Annotated in this window: 17 protein-coding genes; 10 read left to right on the top strand and 7 right to left on the bottom strand. The window is 68.5% G+C overall.

Annotation, left to right across the window (positions count from 1 at the left end):
• Positions 1-36: 36 nt before the first annotated feature.
• The 10 genes from ACQ5DX_RS21150 to ACQ5DX_RS21105 all read left to right on the top strand — a co-directional run bounded on the left by ACQ5DX_RS21150 (position 37) and on the right by ACQ5DX_RS21105 (position 10,384).
• Positions 37-1,278: a serine hydrolase domain-containing protein gene (locus tag ACQ5DX_RS21150; RefSeq protein ID WP_430334440.1), complete on the top strand. Its 1,242-nt coding sequence runs from the start codon at positions 37-39 to the stop codon at positions 1,276-1,278.
• Between the two features lie 13 nt (positions 1,279-1,291).
• Complete coding sequence (locus ACQ5DX_RS21145; RefSeq protein WP_430334439.1) at positions 1,292-1,498, top strand: dodecin; 207 nt, start codon at positions 1,292-1,294, stop codon at positions 1,496-1,498.
• Between the two features lie 126 nt (positions 1,499-1,624).
• Positions 1,625-3,310, top strand: coding sequence for an FAD-dependent oxidoreductase (locus ACQ5DX_RS21140; protein WP_430334438.1), 1,686 nt, complete (start codon positions 1,625-1,627; stop codon positions 3,308-3,310).
• A 111-nt stretch (positions 3,311-3,421) separates the two neighbouring features.
• Positions 3,422-4,426: a L,D-transpeptidase gene (locus ACQ5DX_RS21135; protein ID WP_430334437.1), complete on the top strand. Its 1,005-nt coding sequence runs from the start codon at positions 3,422-3,424 to the stop codon at positions 4,424-4,426.
• A gap of 141 nt (positions 4,427-4,567) precedes the next feature.
• Positions 4,568-5,500 carry a carbohydrate ABC transporter permease gene (locus tag ACQ5DX_RS21130; RefSeq protein WP_430334436.1) on the top strand — a complete coding sequence of 311 codons (933 nt, stop codon included), beginning with the start codon at positions 4,568-4,570 and terminating at the stop codon, positions 5,498-5,500.
• 44 nt (positions 5,501-5,544) lie between these two features.
• Positions 5,545-6,399: a carbohydrate ABC transporter permease gene (locus ACQ5DX_RS21125; RefSeq protein ID WP_430335764.1), complete on the top strand. Its 855-nt coding sequence runs from the start codon at positions 5,545-5,547 to the stop codon at positions 6,397-6,399.
• 34 nt (positions 6,400-6,433) lie between these two features.
• Positions 6,434-7,765, top strand: coding sequence for an ABC transporter substrate-binding protein (locus ACQ5DX_RS21120; protein ID WP_430334435.1), 1,332 nt, complete (start codon positions 6,434-6,436; stop codon positions 7,763-7,765).
• Between the two features lie 21 nt (positions 7,766-7,786).
• Positions 7,787-8,881, top strand: coding sequence for an ABC transporter ATP-binding protein (locus tag ACQ5DX_RS21115; protein WP_430334434.1), 1,095 nt, complete (start codon positions 7,787-7,789; stop codon positions 8,879-8,881).
• A gap of 22 nt (positions 8,882-8,903) precedes the next feature.
• On the top strand, positions 8,904-9,230 hold the full coding sequence (locus tag ACQ5DX_RS21110) for a YnfA family protein (protein ID WP_430334433.1): 327 nt from the start codon (positions 8,904-8,906) through the stop codon (positions 9,228-9,230).
• 119 nt (positions 9,231-9,349) lie between these two features.
• Positions 9,350-10,384, top strand: a complete 1,035-nt coding sequence (locus ACQ5DX_RS21105) for a type IV toxin-antitoxin system AbiEi family antitoxin domain-containing protein (protein WP_430334432.1) — start codon at positions 9,350-9,352, stop codon at positions 10,382-10,384.
• A 36-nt stretch (positions 10,385-10,420) separates the two neighbouring features.
• Here the strand turns inward: ACQ5DX_RS21105 and ACQ5DX_RS21100 are convergent, their stop codons facing one another.
• The 7 genes from ACQ5DX_RS21100 to ACQ5DX_RS21070 all read right to left on the bottom strand — a co-directional run bounded on the left by ACQ5DX_RS21100 (position 10,421) and on the right by ACQ5DX_RS21070 (position 20,084).
• Positions 10,421-12,379, bottom strand: a complete 1,959-nt coding sequence (locus ACQ5DX_RS21100; RefSeq protein WP_430334431.1) for a M13 family metallopeptidase — start codon at positions 12,377-12,379, stop codon at positions 10,421-10,423.
• Between the two features lie 117 nt (positions 12,380-12,496).
• Entirely contained in the window at positions 12,497-13,513 is a 1,017-nt protein-coding gene (locus tag ACQ5DX_RS21095) for a protocatechuate dioxygenase (RefSeq protein WP_430334430.1), read from the bottom strand.
• 102 nt (positions 13,514-13,615) lie between these two features.
• A complete protein-coding gene (locus ACQ5DX_RS21090; RefSeq protein WP_430334429.1) occupies positions 13,616-14,548 on the bottom strand; it encodes a PaaI family thioesterase in 933 nt (310 codons plus the stop codon).
• Between the two features lie 15 nt (positions 14,549-14,563).
• Entirely contained in the window at positions 14,564-15,499 is a 936-nt protein-coding gene (locus tag ACQ5DX_RS21085; RefSeq protein WP_430334428.1) for a hotdog domain-containing protein, read from the bottom strand.
• Positions 15,500-15,544: 45 nt separating this feature from the next.
• The gene (locus ACQ5DX_RS21080; RefSeq protein WP_430334427.1) at positions 15,545-16,309 is read right to left on the bottom strand and encodes a pirin family protein; all 765 of its coding nucleotides are present in this window, start codon (positions 16,307-16,309) and stop codon (positions 15,545-15,547) included.
• 214 nt (positions 16,310-16,523) lie between these two features.
• A complete protein-coding gene (locus ACQ5DX_RS21075; RefSeq protein WP_430334426.1) occupies positions 16,524-17,489 on the bottom strand; it encodes a pirin family protein in 966 nt (321 codons plus the stop codon).
• 102 nt (positions 17,490-17,591) lie between these two features.
• Positions 17,592-20,084: a LuxR C-terminal-related transcriptional regulator gene (locus ACQ5DX_RS21070; protein WP_430334425.1), complete on the bottom strand. Its 2,493-nt coding sequence runs from the start codon at positions 20,082-20,084 to the stop codon at positions 17,592-17,594.
• Positions 20,085-20,277: the final 193 nt, after the last annotated feature.

Below are 20,277 nucleotides of genomic sequence, written 5' to 3'. Positions count from 1 at the left end.
ATCACAATGGTGTGGGGAGCGGGATCGGAGGCCGCCATGACCATTCAGGTCGATCATGGAAGTGCGTCGCAGGTTGCCGCCCCGGAACGGGTGCCGTGCGCGCCGGCGGTTCCGGCGGCGCGCACGGAGATGCTGGTCGATCCGCGGTTCCTTAGGCTCGCGGACCGGTTCTTCTCCATGTACCGGTATCCGCACAACGGCGGCGGCGCGCTGGTCGCGTACGTGCACGGCGAGAAGGTCCTCGACATCTGGGCCGGGTACGCGGACCGCGAGCGCCGCTGGAACGGCGACACGGTCGCGCTGTCGTTCTCGACCGGCAAGGGGGTGGCGAGCACCGTCACGCACCGCCTGGCCGAGCGCGGCATCGTCGACTACGACGCCCCGGTCGCCACGTATTGGCCCGAGTTCGCGGCCGCCGGCAAGGAATCGATCACGATCCGCGACATGCTGACCCATCGCACCGGTCTGCACAAGGTTCGCGGTCTCGTGCCGGGCCGGCTCGGGCTCCTCGACTACGACACCGTGATCGAAGCCCTCGCGGCGGCGGCGCCCGATCCGCGCCGGCGGCGCGGCCCCGGCTACCACGCCGTCACGTACGGCTGGCTGGTCGCCGAGACGATGTCGCGCGCCACCGGCAAGCCGTTCACGCAGATCGTTCGCGAGGAGATCGCCGAGCCGCTCGGCGCGGACGAGTTCTGGTACCAGGTGCCGGCCGACCAGAAGTCGCGGATCGCGAAGCTGTTCCCGCACATCAACCCCGGCGGACTCGACTGGCGGTTCACTTCCGCGATGCTCGCCCACATGGGGCCGCTACGTGGGCTCGCGGAGGCCGCGATGCCCGACGGGTTCGACGAACTCGTCCGCAATCCCGCGGTCCACGACGCGGTGATGCCCGGGTGGAACGGCGTGTTCAGCGCCCGGTCCCTGGCGCGCATGTACGCCGCGATCGCGAACGGCGGCGTCATCGACGGCACCCGGTTCCTGCAGCCGGAGACCCTCGAGCAGATGGGCGCGGTGCAGACCCGCGACCGCGACTACGTGCTGGGCATCAAGCTCGGGTGGCGTCTCGGCTACCACCCGCCGATCCTGGCCAGCCGCGTCCAGCCCGCCCGCGGGCTCGGCCACTACGGGGTGGGGGGATCCGGCGCGTACGCCGATCCGGAGACCGGCCTCGCGCTCGCGTTCGTGACCAACCGACTCGGCAATGCCGTCACCGCACTCGGTGACCTGAGGCTGGCTCGGCTCGGTGCCGAGGCACAGGAGATCGTGCATTCGTGAGGGAGGTCTTCCGATGAGCAACCACGTCTACCGGGTGATCAAGGTCGTCGGGTCGTCGACCGAGGGTGTCGACGCCGCGATCGCCAACGCGATCAGTCGAGCGAGCGAGACGATGCGCAATCTCGACTGGTTCGAGGTGGTCGAGACCCGCGGCCACATCGAGAATGGAACTGTCGCGCACACCCAGGTGACGCTCGAGGTCGGGTTCCGGCTCGACTAGGTCGGTGCCGCGGACAGCATGGGCCGAAAGTCCCCTTGTGCACGGAACCTCGACCAAAACTGGAACACGTTATAGTCTGTCCGAGAACGACAGTCTCGGTCGGGTACTCACAGGTAGGGAAGAACTGTGGCTTATGTGATTACGCAGGCGTGCTGCAATGATGCCTCGTGCGTGGACGTTTGTCCCGTCAACTGCATTCATCCGACGCCGGACGAGCCGGAGTTTGCAACCACGGAGATGCTCTACATCGATCCGCAGACGTGCATCGACTGCGGCGCGTGCGTGGACGAGTGCCCGGTCGACGCGATCTTCGGCGACAACGAACTGAGCGAGGCCCACGCGGTCTACTCCGAGATCAACGCCGCCTACTTCGACAAGCACCCGATCGGCCCCGACTGGCCCGAGTTGGCCGAGCCGCGTTCGCTCAGCGCCGACCTCGGCACGCTGCGCGTCGCGATCGTCGGATCCGGGCCCGCCGCGTGCTACGCCGCGATCGAACTCACGTCGCGTCCGCGCGTCGAGGTCGACATGTTCGACCGCCTCCCCACGCCGTACGGACTGGTCCGTGCCGGCGTCGCGCCCGACCACCCCGGCACCAAGGGCGTGGCCGACGTCTTCCGCTCGGCGCTGAGCAAGCGCTCCGTGCAGTGCCACTTCAACGTCGAGGTCGGCCGGCACGTCAGCCACGACGAGTTGCTCCAGCACCACCACGCGGTCATCTACGCGGTCGGCGCCGCCAGCGACCGGCACCTCGGTGTCCCCGGCGAGGACCTGCCCGGCTCGCACGCCGCCACCGAGTTCGTGGCCTGGTACAACGGCCACCCCGACTATGCGGAGCGCACGTTCGACCTCTCGGGTGAGCGCGCCGTCATCGTCGGCAACGGCAACGTCGCGCTCGACGTCGCCCGCATCCTCGTCACCGACCCCGACGAGCTCGCCAAGACCGACATCGCCCAGCACGCTGTCGAGGCGCTGCGCCACAGCAACATCCGCGAGGTCGTGATCGTCGGACGTCGTGGGCCTGCGCAGGCCGCGTACACCAACCCCGAGCTGATCGCGCTCGGCCAGATGGCCGACGTCGACATCGTCGTCGACCCCGACGAGGTGATCCTCGACTCGGCCAGCCGCGCGTGGATCGACGGTCCGGACTCCGAGCCGTCCGAGAAGCTCAAGGTCCGTCAGGTCGAAGAGTTCGCGAAGCGGACGGCCGCCGACGGTCGCAAGCGGATCGTGCTGCGCTACCTCGCATCGCCCGAGGAGGTCCTCGGTGACGATCGTGTCGAGGGGATCCGACTGGTCCGTAACGAACTCGTCGCCGACGATGCGGGCAAGCTGAGCGCCCGCCCGACCGATCGGACCGAGACCCTCGAGACCGGTCTGGTGCTGCGTTCGATCGGCTACAAGGGCGTGCCCGTCGCCGATCTGCCGTTCGACGACCGCCGCGGCGTCATCCCGAACGAGAACGGCCGCGTCTTCGACCCCGAGACCGGTTCCCCGATCCCGGGCGTCTACGTCGCCGGCTGGATCAAGCGCGGACCGAGCGGTGTCATCGGCACCAACAAGCACTGCTCCGCGGCCACTGTGGACCTGCTGCTGTCCGACTTCGCGAACGGCCTGCTCACGCAGCCCGGCCACGACGGCGAGCATCTCGCGCAGCTGATCGGTGAGCGTCAGCCCGACACCATCGACTTCCAGGGCTGGCAGCGCATCGACAAGAAGGAGCGCGTGCTCGGCGCGGAGGACGGGCGTCTGCGCACCAAGATCGTCGATATCGCGGCGATGCTCGAGGCGGCGCGCGGCGAAGCGGGCTGACGCACGTCACAGCGGTTCGAGGTTGTCGGTCGGCTGCCCAGTCTGTCTAATGGGACAAAGGGGGCAGCTCGCCCACGACTGGTGGGCACCCGCGTAGGAAGGGGTACGCACTTGACCGACACATCGACCGCCACCACCACCCGGGTCCGCCGGTGGTTCACCCGCACCGCAGCGCTGGTGGCCGGCGCCACCGCCGCCGGTGCGGTCCTCACCGCCCCGGCGCAGGCCGCGCCGCTGTTTCCGGGCAGCGCGGATATCCAGGTGCCGACGCCGCAGTTGCAGCTTCCGGCCGGCTTCCAGTTGCCGACGCCGCCGCCGGTGCAGCTCCCGCCGGGATTCGAGTTGCCGCCGCAGCTCCAGGCCGCGCTGCCGGCCGGATCGGTGGCGCCCGCACTCGCACCGATCGGTCCGGCCAACTTCACGGCCCCCTCGCTGAACCCGGCGCCGGGCGAGGTGGTGGGCGTCGCACAGCCGATCATCGTCGGCTTCAACGAGCCGATCGGGGATCGTGCCGTCGCCGAGCGCGCCATCCGCGTCACCACCGACCCGCCCGTTACGGGGAGCTTCTACTGGATCAACGACCAGCAGGTCCGGTGGAAGCCCGACGAGTTCTGGCCGGCGCACACCCAGGTGACGGTCGACGCCGGTGACTCGCACTCGACGTTCTCGATCGGCGACGCGCTCGTGACGTACGCCGACGACAGCACCAAGCAGATCACCGTCTTCCGCAACGGCGAGGTGGTCAAGACGATGCCGACGTCGCTCGGCAAGCCGGACCACGAGACCCCCAACGGGACGTACATCGTGGGCGAGAAGTACCGCGACATGTACATGGACTCGTCGACGTACGGCGTGCCGATCGACGACCCCGAGGGCTACCGGACGTACGTCGAGTACGCGACGCGCATCTCGTACAGCGGCATCTTCGTCCACGCCGCCCCGTGGTCGGTCGCGGACCAGGGCCACACCAACGTCAGCCACGGCTGCCTCAACGTCAGCACCGAGGACGGCAAGTGGTTCTACGAGAACGCCACGAAGGGTGACCCGGTGATCGTCCAGAACACTTCCGGCGGAATCCTCAGCGGCGCAGACGGGCTGGGGGACTGGAACCGCTGACCGTGGTCTGACGACGAAGGCTCTGCACGAGAACGGCTTGTGCAGAGCCTTTTTCGTATCCGGGAACATCGACCAGAGACGTTCAGGTCGAGTGCCGCGTGCATTCACCCGATATTCGCCGTCGCCGGTGAGACTGCTGCGGTGACATCGAGTCCGGAGAGAACACTCCCGCAGCCGTCCGGCGGCGGACTGCTCGGCCGCCCGTGGCGCGACTACGCGCTCTTCGCCCTGTTGGTGGGGCCCAACCTGGTGCTGCTCGCCGTGTTCACGTACCGACCGCTCGTGGACAACATCCGGCTCTCGTTCTTCGACTGGAACATCGCGGATCCGGTCGCCACCTACATCGGGTTCGAGAACTACCGGGAATGGTGGAGCCGCGACGACACCTGGCAGATCGTCACCAACACAGTCGTCTTCACCCTGGCGACCGTCGTCGGCTCCATGGTGCTCGGGTTGGCGCTCGCGCTGCTGCTCGATCGCAAGCTCTTGGGGCGCAATCTCGTTCGCTCGGCGATCTTCGCGCCCTTCGTGATCTCGGGTGCCGCGATCGGGGTCGCCTTCCAGTTCGTCTTCGATCCCAAGTTCGGCCTCGTCCAGGACCTCCTGCACCGTGTCGGCATCACGTCGGTGCCCGACTTCTACCAGGATCCACGCTGGGCGCTGTTCATGGTGACGGCCACGTACATGTGGAAGAACCTCGGCTACACGTTCGTCATCTACCTGGCCGCGTTGCAGGGGCTGCGCCCGGAGCTGTCCGAGGCCGCCGAGATCGACGGCGCCAGCCGATGGACGCGGTTCCGTCGAGTCCTGTTGCCGCAGTTGCGGCCCACCACTTTCTTCCTGTCGATCACGGTGATGCTCAATTCGCTCCAGGTGTTCGACATCATCAACGTGATGACACGTGGCGGCCCGCTGGGTACCGGGACGACCACGATGGTCTACCAGGTCTACAACGAGTCGTTCCGCAACTTCCGGGCCGGCTACGGCGCGACGGTCGCGACGATCATGTTCCTGGTCCTGCTCGCCGTCACCGTCTACCAGGTGCGCGTTATGGATCGGGGGGAGCAGTCGTGACCGCGGTCGAGGAGCAGACGTTCGCACCGTCGCTGCCGACGGAGATCCTCGCGCCGGAAGCCCGCGCACGACGTCGCCGCGAACGCGCACTGACCGTGCTCGGGTATGCGGCCATGGCGACGGCCCTCGTAGTGGTCGCGCTACCGCTGTTCTGGATCGTGATGACCTCGTTCAAGGAACGGCCCGACATCTACACCCAGCCGGCCACGTGGTGGCCCAGTACCTTCCACCCGGAGAACTACCACGAGGCGCTCATGTCGGTGCCGTTCACGACGTTCCTGCGCAACTCGGTGATCATCACGACCGCGCTGGCCGCGATCAAGTTCGTGCTCGGTGTCCTCAGCGCGTACGGGCTGGTGTTCCTCCGGTTCCCGGGCAAGAACGTGGTGTTCCTGACCATCATCGCGGCGCTCATGGTGCCCAACCAGATCACGGTGATCTCGAACTACGCGCTGGTCGCCGAGTGGGGGTGGCGGAACACCTTCCAGGGCATCATCGTTCCCCTCGCCGGTGTCGCCTTCGGGACGTTCCTGATGCGCAACCACTTCCTGTCCATCCCGTCCGAGATCATCGAGGCGGCGCGGATGGACGGTGCGGGGCACTTCCGGCTGCTGTGGCGGGTGGTGCTGCCGGTCTCGGGGCCGACGATGGTGGCCTTCGCGATCATCACGGTCGTCAACGAGTGGAACGAGTACCTCTGGCCGTTCCTCATGTCGGACGACGCCTCGGTGGCGCCACTGCCGATCGGGCTGACCCAACTCCAGAACAACGACGGGCTCACCAACTGGGGCCCGGTCATGGCCGCCACGGTGCTGGCCATGCTGCCGATTCTCGTGATCTTCCTTCTGCTGCAACGACACATGATCAAGGGCCTCACCTCCGGTGCGGTCAAGGGCTGACGACATCACGGACCATGCGAAAGGCACTGTAGAAATGGCACACATCAACCGTCGTGGTTTCCTCGGTCTCACCGGGGCGCTCGCGGCCGGGGCCGCGCTCACCGCGTGCGCGGGCTCGGGATCTGGTTCCGGTTCCTCGGGGTCGAGTACATCGAGTTCGGGCGGATCGAACACGATCACGTTCTGGTCCAACCACCCCGGCAAGTCCCAGGACGTCGAGCGGGAACTGATCAAGCGTTTCGAGGCGAAGTACCCGGACCTGAAGGTCGACCTGGTCGACGGCGGCAAGAACTACGAGGAGGTGTCGCAGAAGTTCAACGCCGCCCTCTCGGGCGGTGCGCTGCCGGATGTGGTTGTGCTGTCCGATGTCTGGTGGTTCAACTACGCGCTGACCGGCGCCATCGAGCCCCTCGACCCGATGTTCGGCGAGGTGGGGGTGAACGCGTCCGACTACGTCGACTCGCTGCTCGCCGACTACCTGTTCCAGGGCAAGCACTACGCCCTCCCGTACGCCCGCTCGACGCCGATCTTCTACTACAACAAGCAGATCTGGTCGCAGGCCGGCCTGCCCGACCGGGGACCGGCGACGTGGCAGGAATTCGACCAGTGGGGCCCGGAACTGCAGCGCGTGGTCGGCAGCGGCAAGCTCGCGCACGGCTGGGGTGACGCCAAGAACTACCTGGGCTGGACCTACGAGGGCCCGATCTGGACCTTCGGTGGCGCGTACTCCGACCAGTGGACGCTGAAGTTCGACGATCCACGGACGATCGAGGCCGGAAACTTCCTGCGCGACATGGTCTTCACCAAGAAGTATGCAGCGGTGTCGAGCGACATCGCGAACGAGTTCGCGGCCGGCATCCTGGCGTCGACGATCGCGTCCACCGGCGACCTGTCGGGGATCAAGAAGACCGCGACGTTCGACTTCGGCACGGCCTTCCTACCCGCGTCCGACGGCCGGCCCGGCTGCCCCACCGGTGGCGCCGGACTCGCGATCCCGGCGCGTATCTCCGACGACCGGAAGAAGAACGCGCTGAAGTTCATCGACTTCATCACCAACACCGAGAACACGGCCTACTTCTCGCAGAACGTCGGCTACATGCCGGTGCGCAAGTCGTCGGTCGACGAGCCGTCGATGAAGGCGTTCCTGGACGCGAATCCGAACTCGCGCACCGCCGTCGAACAGTTGGCGCACACCCGGTCGCAGGACTATGCACGCGTGTTCGTGCCCGGTGGCGACCAGGTGATCGGCACCGGACTCGAGCAGATCGCGCTGCAGAACGCGGACGTGAAGTCCACGTTCGCGTCCGTCGCGAGCCAGTTGCAGCAGACGATCGACCGGCAGATCGCCCCGAAGCTGCCGCAGTAGTAGCACCGGAGAAGGAAAACCATGACACACGTGCAGTTCTCGTCGGTCACCCACCGCTACCCGGGCGGTGAGCGACCGGCCGTCGACCGGCTCGACCTCGATATCGCCGACGGCGAATTCGTCGTCCTCGTCGGACCGTCCGGGTGTGGGAAGTCGACGAGCCTACGGATGCTCGCCGGACTCGAATCCGTCGAGACGGGTCACATCCGCATCGGCGGCGCGGACGTCACGGGGCTGCCGCCGAAGGCGCGCGACGTGGCCATGGTCTTCCAGAGCTATGCGCTGTACCCGAACATGACGGTGGCCGAGAACATGGGATTCGCGTTGCGCAACGCCGGTGTGAACAAGACCGAACGCACCGCGCGGGTCCTCGAGGCGGCTCGGATGCTCGAGCTCGAACCGCTGCTGGGCCGCAAGCCCGCCAAGCTGTCCGGCGGGCAGCGGCAGCGTGTCGCGATGGGGCGGGCGATCGTCCGCCATCCGGCGGTGTTCTGTATGGACGAGCCGCTGTCGAATCTGGATGCGAAGCTCCGGGTGAGCACGCGCGCCCAGATTTCCGGGCTGCAACGGCGATTGGGCACCACCACCGTCTACGTCACGCACGACCAGGTGGAAGCGATGACCATGGGCGATCGGGTCGCGGTGATGCGCGACGGCCGGCTGCAGCAGATCGCCCGCCCGCGCGAGCTGTACGACGATCCGGTCAACACCTTCGTCGCGGGCTTCATCGGTTCACCCGGGATGAGCCTGCTCGAAGCGCGCGTGGAGGGGGCGACCGCGGTGCTGGGCGCGCTACGGGTACCCCTGCCGGCGTCGGCGCGCCGGGAGGAACGCGTCGTGGTCGGGGTGCGCCCGGAGTCGTGGACTGTCGTGGGGGAGTGGCGGAAGGGTGCGCTCACGGTCGTCGCCGAACTGTTCGAAGAACTCGGTGCCGAGTCGTTCGTCCACGCGGTCAAGGCCGATCCCTCGGACGACACGTGGACCAGCCGGGGTGGCCGGGTGGTCATTCGTGTCGACCGGAAGGTGTCGGTGCGTCCCGGGGAGCGTCTGCACCTGCTGCCCAAGCTCGACGAGGTCCGGTTCTTCTCGGCGTACTCGGACACGCGGCTGCGGTGACCCCTCGCGCATAATCCGTGCCATGACGGTGACTCGCTCGATCCTGCTGTTCGTCCTGGCCGCGCTGTTCGAGATCGGCGGAGCCTGGCTCGTGTGGCAGGGCGTGCGCGAACAACGCGGGTGGCTGTGGGTCGGTGCCGGGATGATCGCGCTCGGGATCTACGGCCTGGTCGCGACGATGCAACCGGACGCCAACTTCGGGCGCATCCTGGCCGCGTACGGCGGTGTGTTCGTGGCGGGTTCGCTGCTGTGGGCGGTCGTGATGGACGGCTTCCGGCCCGACCGCTACGACATCATCGGCGCGCTGATCTGCCTGTGCGGCGTGGGCGTGATCATGTACGCGCGGTAGGCGGCTTCGCCGCCCGTGCGTCTTTTTGGTAGCGGGTCCTACCGAAAAGGCGCACGGGCCTGTGGACAACTTCTCGACCGGGGGCGGATCTTGTCGTGATCACCGCGCACGCTCCGGTCATGACAGCATCCGAGCGATCCGACCTCCAGCAACTCGTGGACGACCAGTGCGGGATGGTTACGCAGCCTCAAGTCGCAGTCCTGGGCTACGGCCGTGGGCATGTCCGGCACTTACTGGACACGGGACGCTGGCGGCGCGTCCTCCGAGGCGTCTATGCCGTGACGAACGGGCCGCTGACCCGCGAGATGACGCTCTCCGCGGCGCTCCTCTACGGCGGTGACCATGCGATGCTCAGCCATCGGACCGCTGCCGAGGAGTGGGGGATGTTCCGGGTCGACGAGACCGCAGCGGTGCACGTGACGGTGCCGTACGGCAAGTCGTCCCGGCCGCAGACGGCGACGAAGACACTGCCCGCACGAGCGTCCGCACACCCCGTCGTTCGGCCAGGCTCGCTCCTACACCCAGGAGTCGTCGTGCATCGGTCCCGCGCGCACCGGCACATCGGCGTCGAGACGGCGCACCCGAGGACGTCGAAGGCTGACACTGCCCTGGACGTCGCGATCGCTGAGCCGACTGCACGACTGGCCTACGTTTCGCTGATTTCGACCGTCACCAACGCCCGAATCCGGTTGGCGGACATTCAGCAACGGATGATTGAGCGGCGCCCTCGCCGCTACCGTCGTGCACTCGACAGTGCGGTGACGCTCCTCGCTGATGGTGTGCAATCGGTGCTCGAGTACCACTACGCAGTCGACGTCGAACAGGCGCACGGATTACCGCCGGCGCACCGTCAGGGCCCGGTGATCGTGGACGGGCGCACACTTTACGAGGACGTCGACTATTCCGAGTGCGGTGTGCCGCTGATCGTTCGGCTCGACGGCCGCTGGGCGCACTCGATGCGGGAGGTTCAGTTCCGGGACCGGCGACGCGACAACGCCGCCGAACTCGCCGGTCGCCCGCGACTGGTGTACGGGATGGACGAGGTCGGCGGCATGCCGTGCGTCGTTGCCCGCGAGGTCGAGTCCGTCCTCACCCGCGAAGGCTGGAGGCGCGACAGCGCGGGGCGCTGTCGCGCCTGTGTGCCTTTTCGGTAGGAGTCGCTACCGAAAAGGCGCACGGGCGCGAAGCGCCTACCAGATCTTGACGCGCTTCTCCGGCTCCAGGTACAGGGCGTCACCCGGTTCGACCCCGAACGCCTCGTGGAAGCTGTCGAGGTTGCGGATCACGCCGTTGCAACGGAACTCCGGCGGCGAGTGCGGATCGACGGCGAGGCGTCGGATCGCTTCTTCCTTGCGCGCCTTCGTGCGCCACACCTGAGCCCAGCCGAAGAACACCCGCTGCAGACCGGTAAGTTCGTCGAGCACCGGAGCGTCGGCGCCCTCGATCGCGATGCGGTACGCCTCCAACGCGATCGACAGGCCGCCCAGGTCGCCGATGTTCTCGCCGATCGTGAACTCGCCGTTGACGTGATGTCCCGGCAGGTCCTTGGGCTCGAAGTCGTTGTATTGCTCGATCAGTGCCTTGGTGCGCTTGCCGAACTCGGTGCGGTCGTCGTCGGTCCACCAGTCGATCATGTTGCCGTCGCCGTCGTACTTGGCGCCCTGGTCGTCGAAGCCGTGGCCGATCTCGTGGCCGATCACCGCGCCGATGCCGCCGTAGTTGGCGGCGTCGTCGGCCTCGGCGTCGAAGAACGGCGGCTGCAGAATCGCTGCTGGGAAGACGATCTCGTTCATGCCCGGGTTGTAGTAGGCGTTGACGGTCTGCGGGGTCATGAACCACTCGTCGCGGTCCACCGGGCCGCCGAGCTTGGCGATGTCGCGGTCGTGCTCGGCGGCGTACCCGCTGCGGTAGTTGGCCACCAGGTCGGCCGGGTCGATCTCGACGGCCGAGTAGTCCCGCCACTTGTCCGGGTAGCCGATCTTCGGCGTGAACTTCTCGAGCTTCGCCAGCGCCGCCTGCCGGGTCTCGGGGCTCATCCACTCGAGGTCGGAGATGTTGCGGCGGTACGCCTCCTGCAGATTCGCGACCAGAACCTGCATGCGGGCCTTGGACTCCGGCGGGAAATGCCGGTCGACGTACAGCTTGCCGACCGCCTCGCCCAGGAGGTCCTGCACGAGCGAGACACCGCGCTTCCAGCGCTCGCGGTTCTCCTCGGTGCCGCTGAGGGTCTTGCCGTAGAACGCGAAGTCCTCGGCGACGATCGCCTCGGTCAGGTACGGCGCCCGCGAGTGCAGGATCCGCCACGTGGCCCACGCCTTCCAGTCCTCGATCGGGCGCGAGGTCCACAGCTCGGTGAACGACTCGACGAAGCTCGGCTGGCGCACCACGATCTCGGCGAGCTGCTCGGAGGTGGCCTGGAGGCCGGAAATCCAGGCGGCCCAGTCGAATCCGCCGTGCCGCGACTGCAGGTCGTCCAGCGTCACCAGGTTGTAGCTCAGCTCCGCGTCGCGGCGCTTGACGACGTCCCAGTGGCCTGCGGCGATCGCGGTCTCGAGGTCGAACACGCGCTGCGCGTCGTACCCGATCCCGGCCAGCTCGAACATCTTCCGGATGTGCGCGACATAGGCCTCGCGAACCTCCGCGTAGTTGTCCTCGCGGTAGTACGACTCGTCGGGCAGGCCGATGCCGGACTGCGTGAAGTGCACCAGGTAGCGCGCCGAGTTCTTGGCGTCGGTGTCGACGTACTGGCCGACGGCGTCGCCGACGCCGGTGCGCTGCAGGCGTCCCATGATCCCGGCCAGCTCGTTGAGATCCGACGCGTTCGCGACCGACGACAGTTCCTCGGCGATGGGGGCGAGCCCGGCCGCCTCGACCGCGTCGGCGTCCATGAAGCTCGAGTACAGATCGCCGATCTTCTGCGCGTCCGTGCCGTGTGCCGCGCCGGACTCGGACGCCTCCTGGATGAGCGTCTTGACGTCCTCTTCGGCCTTGTCGTAGAGCGTGCGGAACGCGCCGTCCACCGCGCGGTCGGCCGGGATCTCGTACTCGTCGAGCCACTTGCCGTTGACGTGCACGAACAGGTCGTCCTGCGGGCGCGTGCCCGCGTCGAGATAGGTGAGGTCGATGCCGGAATGCTGCGCAGTCGTCATCGCTCCATCTTTACACCGACTCCGCCGCCGCTGCCCGGTCCAGCCGAACCCCGATGGCCGAATGTCACATACGTTCACTCCAAGTAGACGTATGTGACATTCGGCCGGAGGCAGGGGTCAGACGTCGACGCCGAGATTGATCGCGGCCAGCATGCGGTCCGACTGCCGCGACGTGACCATCAGGCCGGCCTTGTCGAAGATGCCGTCGGTGTCGTTGCGGGTGTCGCGACCTGTGTGGTCGGTGTACGGCGAGATGGTCGAGAAGATCTCGTCGTTGAGGGCGTCGTCGAAGAACAACTGTGTGGTGAGCACGGTCTTCTTGTCGACGTGGACCTTGAGGTGGATGTGCACGGTGCGGCCCGTGTACCAGCCGGGGAAGATCGTCGTGAACCGCACGATGCCGTTCGCGTCGGTGGTCTGCGCACCGCGCAGGTAGGTGCCGTCGTCGGTGGTCGCGGCCTCCTGGTCGCCGACGCTGTACGAACCGTTCGACGTCTCACCCGAACCGCTCATGGCGCCCATACCGCCGGGGCCACCCTGCGGGGGCTCGCCACCGGGGCCTCCCTGCGGGGGCTGACCACCCGGTCCGCCCGGGGGTCCGCCCTGCGGCGGTTGGCCCATGGCGCCACCGGGGCCGCCCATGCTGCCGTCGGGCCCGCCCATGCCGCCGCCCTGGTTGGCGGCCACGGAACCGGACTCGAAGCCCGAGTACACGCCGCCCGCGTCGCAGTGCCAGATCTCGACGACCGCGTTGGCGACACCGGTTGCGCTGCCGTCGGCGGAGCAGTTCGTCAGGTCCTGCACGCGCATCGCGAGGTCCAACTCGAGCCCGGGCCGGTCCTCACGGATGTCGCTGCGGATGGAGTCGACGTCGAACCAGTACGGCCCCTGCGTCTCCTCGACCGCCATGACACACCGCGGTGCCTGGTCGAGCAACGCCAGCAGCTGCTCGTCGACGGTTCCGGTGGCGGCGGCCGTCGTGGTGCCGGCGGCGGCCGTCGTCGTGGTCGCGGAGCTGCCGCCACCGCCGTTGCTGCACGCCGCGATCAGCCCGCTCAGCCCGACCGTTCCGCCCAGTGCGAGTGCCCGTCGTCGGCTGATCCGCAGCCGGCTCAGTTCCACGTCCTTGTTCACGCGACATCCTTCCGTGCAGCGAGTGATTCGTAGAACCATCGTGCGTACACCGGCTTGTGCGATCCTGGACGTCGGCTGTGAATCGCCTGTGAGGCAACCGGATCAGAACAGCTGTGCGCTCGCGGCCGCGCGGATCAGCACCTGTCCGGACCCGTCGAGCAGCCGCGACTCGATGAGCGCGAGCCGGCGTCCGGCGCGGACGACCTCCGCCTCCGCCCGGATGTCGGGGCCGTCGGTAGCGGGGGATCGGACGAAGTCGATGCGCAGGTCCAGGATCCGGTACTGCTGGTCGGCCGCGGTGAGAGTCTGTGCGACAAGGCCGTTGACGAGGTCGGCCGCGGTGATCAGGACGCCGCCCTGGATCGACCCCAGGTAGTTGCTCATCCAGTCCCGCGGCGCGAACGTCGCCGTGAGACTGCCCCGCTCGATGTCGGTGAGGCGAATGTCGAGCAGCCCGGCGAGGGGGCCGCGCGCGATCTGCTCGGACGCGATGGCGTCGACGACGTCCAGGCCGGTGCGTCCCGCCAGTTCGTCCGGTGCCGCGCACGGTTCGGGGGCGGGCACGGGGAGGCGTTCGCCGCTGAAGACCGCGTCCGCGTTCGCGCGAGGCCGCGTGACGAAGACACCGCGGGACTGCAGGACCGCCACCGTGTTTCCGTCGCCGTCGTGCATCGCGCCGGCCGCGAGACCGATGCCGGAGTCGACGTCGAGCGTGACGACGTCACCGGTCGAGGCGACCAGTCCATGGGCCGGCAGCGGCGCCGCCAGCGTCGCCGAGATCTGCGACAGCACCATGCCGGCGCCGGACGGTATCGAATTGCCCAGCGCGCCGCCGGGGCACGCGTCGGCGAGCACGCCGACCGAACCGAGGATCGTCTGGCCGCGGTGGTCGTGGAAGCGGGGACCGACCGGCTGCGCGAGCACGAGGTGCCCGGGCCGCACCTCGCGCGCCTCGACGCCCATGAACAGGTTGAGCCGGTCGCGGCTTTCGGGTGCGGTGCTCAGGTCCGGGACGTCCGGGGCTGTCGTGGTCATCGGTCTTGTGTACCACTAGCGTCCGGGGTGGCCGGACGGCTGTCCCAGCTGAGCGCTCGCGCGCGCGGAAACCAGCAGGTGCCCGTCCGGCGTCGACAGCCGCGTCTCGATCAGCGCGAGACGTCGTCCGGCGCGGACGACGTCCGCCTCCACCAGGATGGGCGGGCCGTCGACGGCGGGGGACCGGACGAGGTCGAGGTGGGCGTCGAGCGTCCGGAACGTGGTGCCCGGCTCGGTGAGCGTCTGCGCGACGAGCCCGGCCGCGAGGTCGGCCACCGACAGCAGTACGCCGCCCTGCACGGTGCCGACGGCGTTGCTCATCCAGGTGCGCGGCGTCATCAGGCCGCTGATCGTGCCGCGGGCCACGGTCGCGACGGTGAGTTCGGTCAGCCCGGCCAGCGGACCGCGGTGCACCCGGCCCGACGCGATGCCCTCGACGATCGCCAGGCCGGGCATCGCCGCGAGCTCGTCGACGGGTGTGACTTCCTCCGGCTCCGGGACCACCAGTTCCGCGGCCGGGCCGTAGTGCAGTTCGGTTCGGGTCGGCCGCGAGACGATGAAGCTGCGGGCGTGAAGCACCGCCGCGACCCGGGCCTGCGCGTCGCGGATCTCGCCGTGCGTGACGCCGGTGCCGGTCGCGAGGTCGAGATGAGCTGTCGATGCCGCCGCGGTGACGGTGCCGGCCGTCGGCAACGGCGCCGCCGCGGTCACGACGAGTTGGGAGACCACCGTGCGACTGCCCTCCGGTGCGGACACGTAGAACGCGCCGGCGACGGCGTCGTCGGCCACCACACCCACCGACCCGAGCGTCGTCAGCCCGCGGTGGTCGTGGAACCGTGGGCCGACGGACTGCTCGAAGCTGGCGCCCGCCGCATTCATCCAGAGGGTGCGGACACCCATCACGGTGTTCAGCGGGTCGATGCCGCGCGGTGCGACCGTTACGGAATTCATGCCCTCCTGGCTAGCAGGCGGAACGCGGTCGCTGCGGCTCGGATCTCATCCGCCGAGACGCGCGTGCATCTCCCACACCAGGATCTCGGCACCGGTCTCGGTGGTGACGGTCTGGCCGCCCGACGCGCTGATACGGACCGCATCGCCCTCGTACAGCGTCCCGACGCCCTCCATCTCCGCGGTGCCCTGTGCGACGAAGACGTGCACGAACGGAGCCTCGGGGATGCGCACCGGTTGGCCCGGCTGCAGGCGGGCGGCGTGCAGCGACGCGTACTTGTTCTTGATGCGGATCGCGGCGTGGTCCCGGTGTTGCGGCATGCCGGACGCGACGGGAACCAGCCCGCCGGTCAGCAGTTCGGCGTCGATCTCGAGCTGCTCGTAGCCGGGGGTGATGCCGGCCTCGTCCGGGACCACCCACATCTGGATGAAGTGGACGGGATCGGTGTGCTCGTCGCCCTGCAACCGCCACGAGTCGTTCTTCTCCGAGTGCAGGATGCCGGTGCCCGCGCTCATCCGCTGGGCGAGACCCGGATAGATGATTCCGGAGTGGCCGATGGAGTCCTGGTGCACCAGTGACCCCCGCATCACCCAGGTCACGATCTCCATGTCCTTGTGGGGATGGGTGTCGAAGCCCTGTCCGGGCTCGACGATGTCGTCGTTGTTGACCAGCAGCAACCCGTGATGGGTGTTGTCCGGGTCGTAGTGGTGACCGAACGAGAACGAGTGCTTCGAGTCCAGCCACGGGATGCGGGTCTTCATACGGTCACCCGCACGGTGGACGTCGATGTGGGGCGTGGTGAGAGCTGGCATGCGGTCCTCCTCGGTGACAGTCGCGCGTGGGGCTTCCCAAGTGCATTCGACGCATTTCGCGCTGTCGAGTCACAGCGTACGAAGTGGGACCCGTCGGCGCCGAATCAGTGGTGTCGGTTCGGTCTCGGAGTGTTCACGGACGAGTGTCGGACGCGATCACCTGGCGGTCGGTCGACCGACCCAGGTGATCGATTGTCCAGCAACGGGATTGGTGTCAGTCGAGGGACTCGTGGGCGGCGGGGATCGAGCCCAGGCGCCCGGCCTCGTAGTCCTCGAACGCCTGCAGGACCTCGGCCTTGGTGTTCATGACGAACGGGCCGGCCATCGCGACGGGCTCGCGGATCGGCTGTCCGCCGAGGACGAACACCTCGAGCGACTCGGTGCGCGAGTCCTGGACGTCGGCGGCCGTGATCGTGATCGAGTCGCCCCGGCCGAACACCGCCGTCTGGCCGGACGAGATCGGTCGACGATCCGCGCCGACGAAACCGTCACCGGCGAGCACGTAGACCAGCGCGTTGAAGTCGCGGTTCCACGGCAGCGTCACGCTCGCACCCGGTGCGACGGTCGTGTGCGACAGCGCGATCGGGGTGTAGGTCGACCCGGGCCCCTGGTGGCCGCCGATCTCGCCGGCGATCACGCGGACCAGCGCGCCGCCGTCCGGGCTCGACACCAGCGCGACCTTGCTGCCGGTGATGTCCTGGTAGCGCGGCGCGGCCATCTTGTTGCTCTTGGGCAGGTTGACCCACAGCTGGACGCCGTGGAAGAGGCCGCCGCTCATCACGAGGTGCTCCGGCGGGGCTTCGATGTGCAGGATGCCGCCGCCGGCGGTCATCCACTGGGTGTCGCCGCCGCCGATGATGCCGCCGCCGCCGTTGGAGTCCTGGTGCTCCATGATCCCGTCGATCATGTAGGTCACGGTCTCGAAGCCGCGGTGCGGGTGCCACGGGGTGCCCTTCGGCTCACCGGGCGCGTAGTTCACCTCGCCCATCTGGTCCATGTGGATGAACGGGTCGAGGTGGGCGAGATCGATGCCGGCGAAGGCGCGACGGACGGGGAATCCCTCGCCCTCGTAGCCGACGGGGGCGGTGACCACCCCGAGCACCGGCCTGTCCACCGCGGACGGGTCCGCGGCCTCGAGGCGCGGCAGCGCGAGGATGTTGTCGACGGTCACGGCAGGCATGGGGAACTCCTGAGATCTCTTAGTTGAGGATTCAACTAGTTCACCGTAGCTCAACGCATCGCGGACGGAACTATTCCCGCCCCGGCCGGACGTCGACGGACGCTAGGACTCGGGCCCCGAACCGATCAGACCCAGGCGCGCCGCGGTCAGGAGCGCCTCGGCGCGGGAATGGACGCCGAGCTTGCGGTACAGGCTGCGGAGCTGGGACTTGACGGTGTTCTGCGACACGAACAGCCGGCCCGCGATCTCCGCGATCGAGGGCGTCGACATGAGGGCGACCAGCACCGCCGACTCGCGGTCGCTGATGTCGACCAGTTGGACCCGGTCCGGGAACACCGCGTCGTCGGCACCCGGTGCCGCGGCCAGCCAGGCGTCGGGCAGCGCGATCCCCAGCTCCGACAGCTGGGCGATCTGTGCGGCGGGCATCGATGCGAAGGGGCGGACCGTCCCGGTCTGCTCGAACAGCGCGATGGCGCGTCGCAGCATCGTCTGTGCCCGGGCGTGGTGTGTCAGATCCACGTTTGCGGCCGCTTGGATCAGCGCGGATTCGAGGCGGATGCGTGGGTACGGGCAGTCCGCGATCGCCGGCTGCGCACAGTCCGCGAGCGCCGCGGCGGGTTGGCCGCTCGCCAGCTCCATCCGCGCGTGGGCGATCGTCGTCCAGGGGCCGCGTCCGCGCGCCTTCTCGAGCGCCGTCCACGTCTCGTTGCCCCGGCCCAGGGCCAAGTGCAGATCGGCCTCGGTCGCCGCGAGCAACTGCGCGGCGACGGACTCGGGGGTGAACCAACGGTCGTAGACCGCGACCGCGCGGTGCATCCGGTCGAGGCCCATCTCGGCGTGCCGGCTGACGAGGGCCAACTGGCAGTGGGCATACAGGGCGAACGCCCACAGCTCCTCGTCGTCGGGGAGATTGCCCAGCTCCGTGAGGGCCTGTTCGGCGCGGGCCGGTTCCATGCGGTCGATCGCGACCAAGGCGGACGCGACCAGTCCACTGACGCGGATCGTCGGAGTGCCCCAGGCGGCGTCCTCCTGCCGGCGTTCCCGGTCGAGCCAGGACTCGGCGTGCGTCAGTTCGCCGGTGAGGGCGTAGTTCAGCGCCAGCCCACCGGCCGCACTGCGGGCGACGAAGTCGATTCCGATCGGCCGACTGCTGTTGTACGCGCGCCGGAATTCGGTCGATGCCCGCGCGATGTCGCCGCGCAGCTGGTGCGTGATACCCCATTGCAGGCGCAGCAGCGGCAGAAAGGGTCCGACCTCGGTCGGCGCCGTGTGGAGAGCGCGCTCGCCGAGCTCCGACATTCGGACGCTCATCCGGGATGCCTGTGCGAAGTTACCCGAGACCCTCAGGATCAGTGATTGAACACTGCCGACCGCCAGGGCGTCGGCCAGCTCCGCGGTGCTCGGGGGATTGTCGCCGGCGGTCTCGAGCGGCACCGGGTCGGCGATATGGGTGGCGTCGGATCCGAACCGCAGGAACAGTTCTCGTCCGGCCCTGATCGACATGTCGCCCGCGGCCGCTTCCTCGGGCAGCGTGATCAGGGTCTCGCGGACGAGGTGGAAGTGCCGGGACATCAGCTGCACCCAGTCGGCCTTGATGATCACGACCGCCAGGTCCCAGTCGCGCGCGTCGACCGCATGTGCCAGTGCAGCGGCCGGGTCACCGCGGTCGAGGAACCACCGGGCCAGGTCGCTCGAGGCCTGAAGAGGTCCGTCCGGAGCCGCGTGGCGCACGATGCGCATCAATGAGTCGCGGATCGGCGCGGGGTACCGCCACTCGTCGTCCTTGGGCCACGGCGACCGGACCAGCACGCCCGCCGCCTCGAGTTCCCGGAGGCGTTGCGGTGCCCGCTCGTCGGTCAGCATCTCGGCCACGGGGGTGGTGACGGTCCGCGCGGCTGCGATCGTGAGCATGAAGTCCCGGAGATCGGCGAGGGCCGGATCGCGCAGGATCTCCCGTTCGACGTAGCGATCGATCGCCCGCTCGAGTGCGTGTCGGGCCAGTTCCCGGTTCTGCGCGTAGTCGGAGGCGAAGGATCGCGCGACGGCCACCGCGGTCTGCACCAACGGCGGGAAACCGCCCGTTGCAGCCTGCACCGTCCCCATCAGCCGCTGGGGCAGCGCGACGCCGCGCTCGAGGAGCACCGCGCGGGATTCGTCGGGTGTCATCAGCAGGTCGGTGGGGGAGATCGTGACGTGATCGACGTCGAGTAGGTCGGCATCGCCGAAGACGCGGGTGCTGCGGGTGGTCACCACCGCGTGCAGGCGCCCGTGACCGTCCAGGAGTTCGAGGATGCGGGCCTCCGTCGTCGGGTCGTCGAGCCGATCGACGTCGTCGAGGACGAGGGTCACCGGGTCGGATGTTGTCTCGGACGACCCGAGGGCGGCGTCGATTCGTCGCGAGACCTCGGCCCAGTAGTCGTCCGGGGTCGTGGACGATGTGGGCGAGCCCATCGTCACGACCGGTCCGGGCGGCGCCTGCGGTGACGTGATCCACGTCGTCACGAGGCTCGTCTTGCCGGCGTCGGCCGGCCCGCGGACCACCGTCAGTGCGGGCAGCTCCGACAGCAGTGCGAACAGCCTCGGCCGGTCGAGCAACGTCCGGTGGGCGTGAGCACTCCGGCGCTCACGCCTTCCAGTCCCCGATTCAGGCTCCAAAAACCACACTCCCCAGACCCACCGACACCGTCGGTGCACCGCGGTACACCCCCGCGAAACCCTGACCGTGCACGCGGCCCGGGAGGGCCACGCGCACGGACAGCACAGTGTGTCACAACGCGCAGGTCGTGGA

It is taken from the genome of Rhodococcus sp. ACT016 (assembly GCF_050477185.1).
GTDB lineage: Bacteria > Actinomycetota > Actinomycetes > Mycobacteriales > Mycobacteriaceae > Prescottella.
The sequence above is the reverse complement of the archived record's forward strand: the minus strand, read 5'-3'. Positions and strand labels throughout refer to the sequence as shown.

What these genes read in the sequence shown, in the direction of transcription:
- ACQ5DX_RS21150 (WP_430334440.1), top strand. Translation starts at nt 37, where the DNA reads ATGACCATTCAGGTCGATCATGGAAGTGCGTCGCAGGTTGCCGCCCCG.
- ACQ5DX_RS21145 (WP_430334439.1), top strand. Translation starts at nt 1,292, where the DNA reads ATGAGCAACCACGTCTACCGGGTGATCAAGGTCGTCGGGTCGTCGACC.
- ACQ5DX_RS21120 (WP_430334435.1), top strand. Translation starts at nt 6,434, where the DNA reads ATGGCACACATCAACCGTCGTGGTTTCCTCGGTCTCACCGGGGCGCTC.
- ACQ5DX_RS21115 (WP_430334434.1), top strand. Translation starts at nt 7,787, where the DNA reads ATGACACACGTGCAGTTCTCGTCGGTCACCCACCGCTACCCGGGCGGT.
- ACQ5DX_RS21110 (WP_430334433.1), top strand. Translation starts at nt 8,904, where the DNA reads ATGACGGTGACTCGCTCGATCCTGCTGTTCGTCCTGGCCGCGCTGTTC.
- ACQ5DX_RS21105 (WP_430334432.1), top strand. Translation starts at nt 9,350, where the DNA reads ATGACAGCATCCGAGCGATCCGACCTCCAGCAACTCGTGGACGACCAG.
- ACQ5DX_RS21100 (WP_430334431.1), bottom strand. Translation starts at nt 12,379, where the DNA reads ATGACGACTGCGCAGCATTCCGGCATCGACCTCACCTATCTCGACGCG.
- ACQ5DX_RS21090 (WP_430334429.1), bottom strand. Translation starts at nt 14,548, where the DNA reads ATGACCACGACAGCCCCGGACGTCCCGGACCTGAGCACCGCACCCGAA.
- ACQ5DX_RS21085 (WP_430334428.1), bottom strand. Translation starts at nt 15,499, where the DNA reads ATGAATTCCGTAACGGTCGCACCGCGCGGCATCGACCCGCTGAACACC.
- ACQ5DX_RS21080 (WP_430334427.1), bottom strand. Translation starts at nt 16,309, where the DNA reads ATGCCAGCTCTCACCACGCCCCACATCGACGTCCACCGTGCGGGTGAC.
- ACQ5DX_RS21075 (WP_430334426.1), bottom strand. Translation starts at nt 17,489, where the DNA reads ATGCCTGCCGTGACCGTCGACAACATCCTCGCGCTGCCGCGCCTCGAG.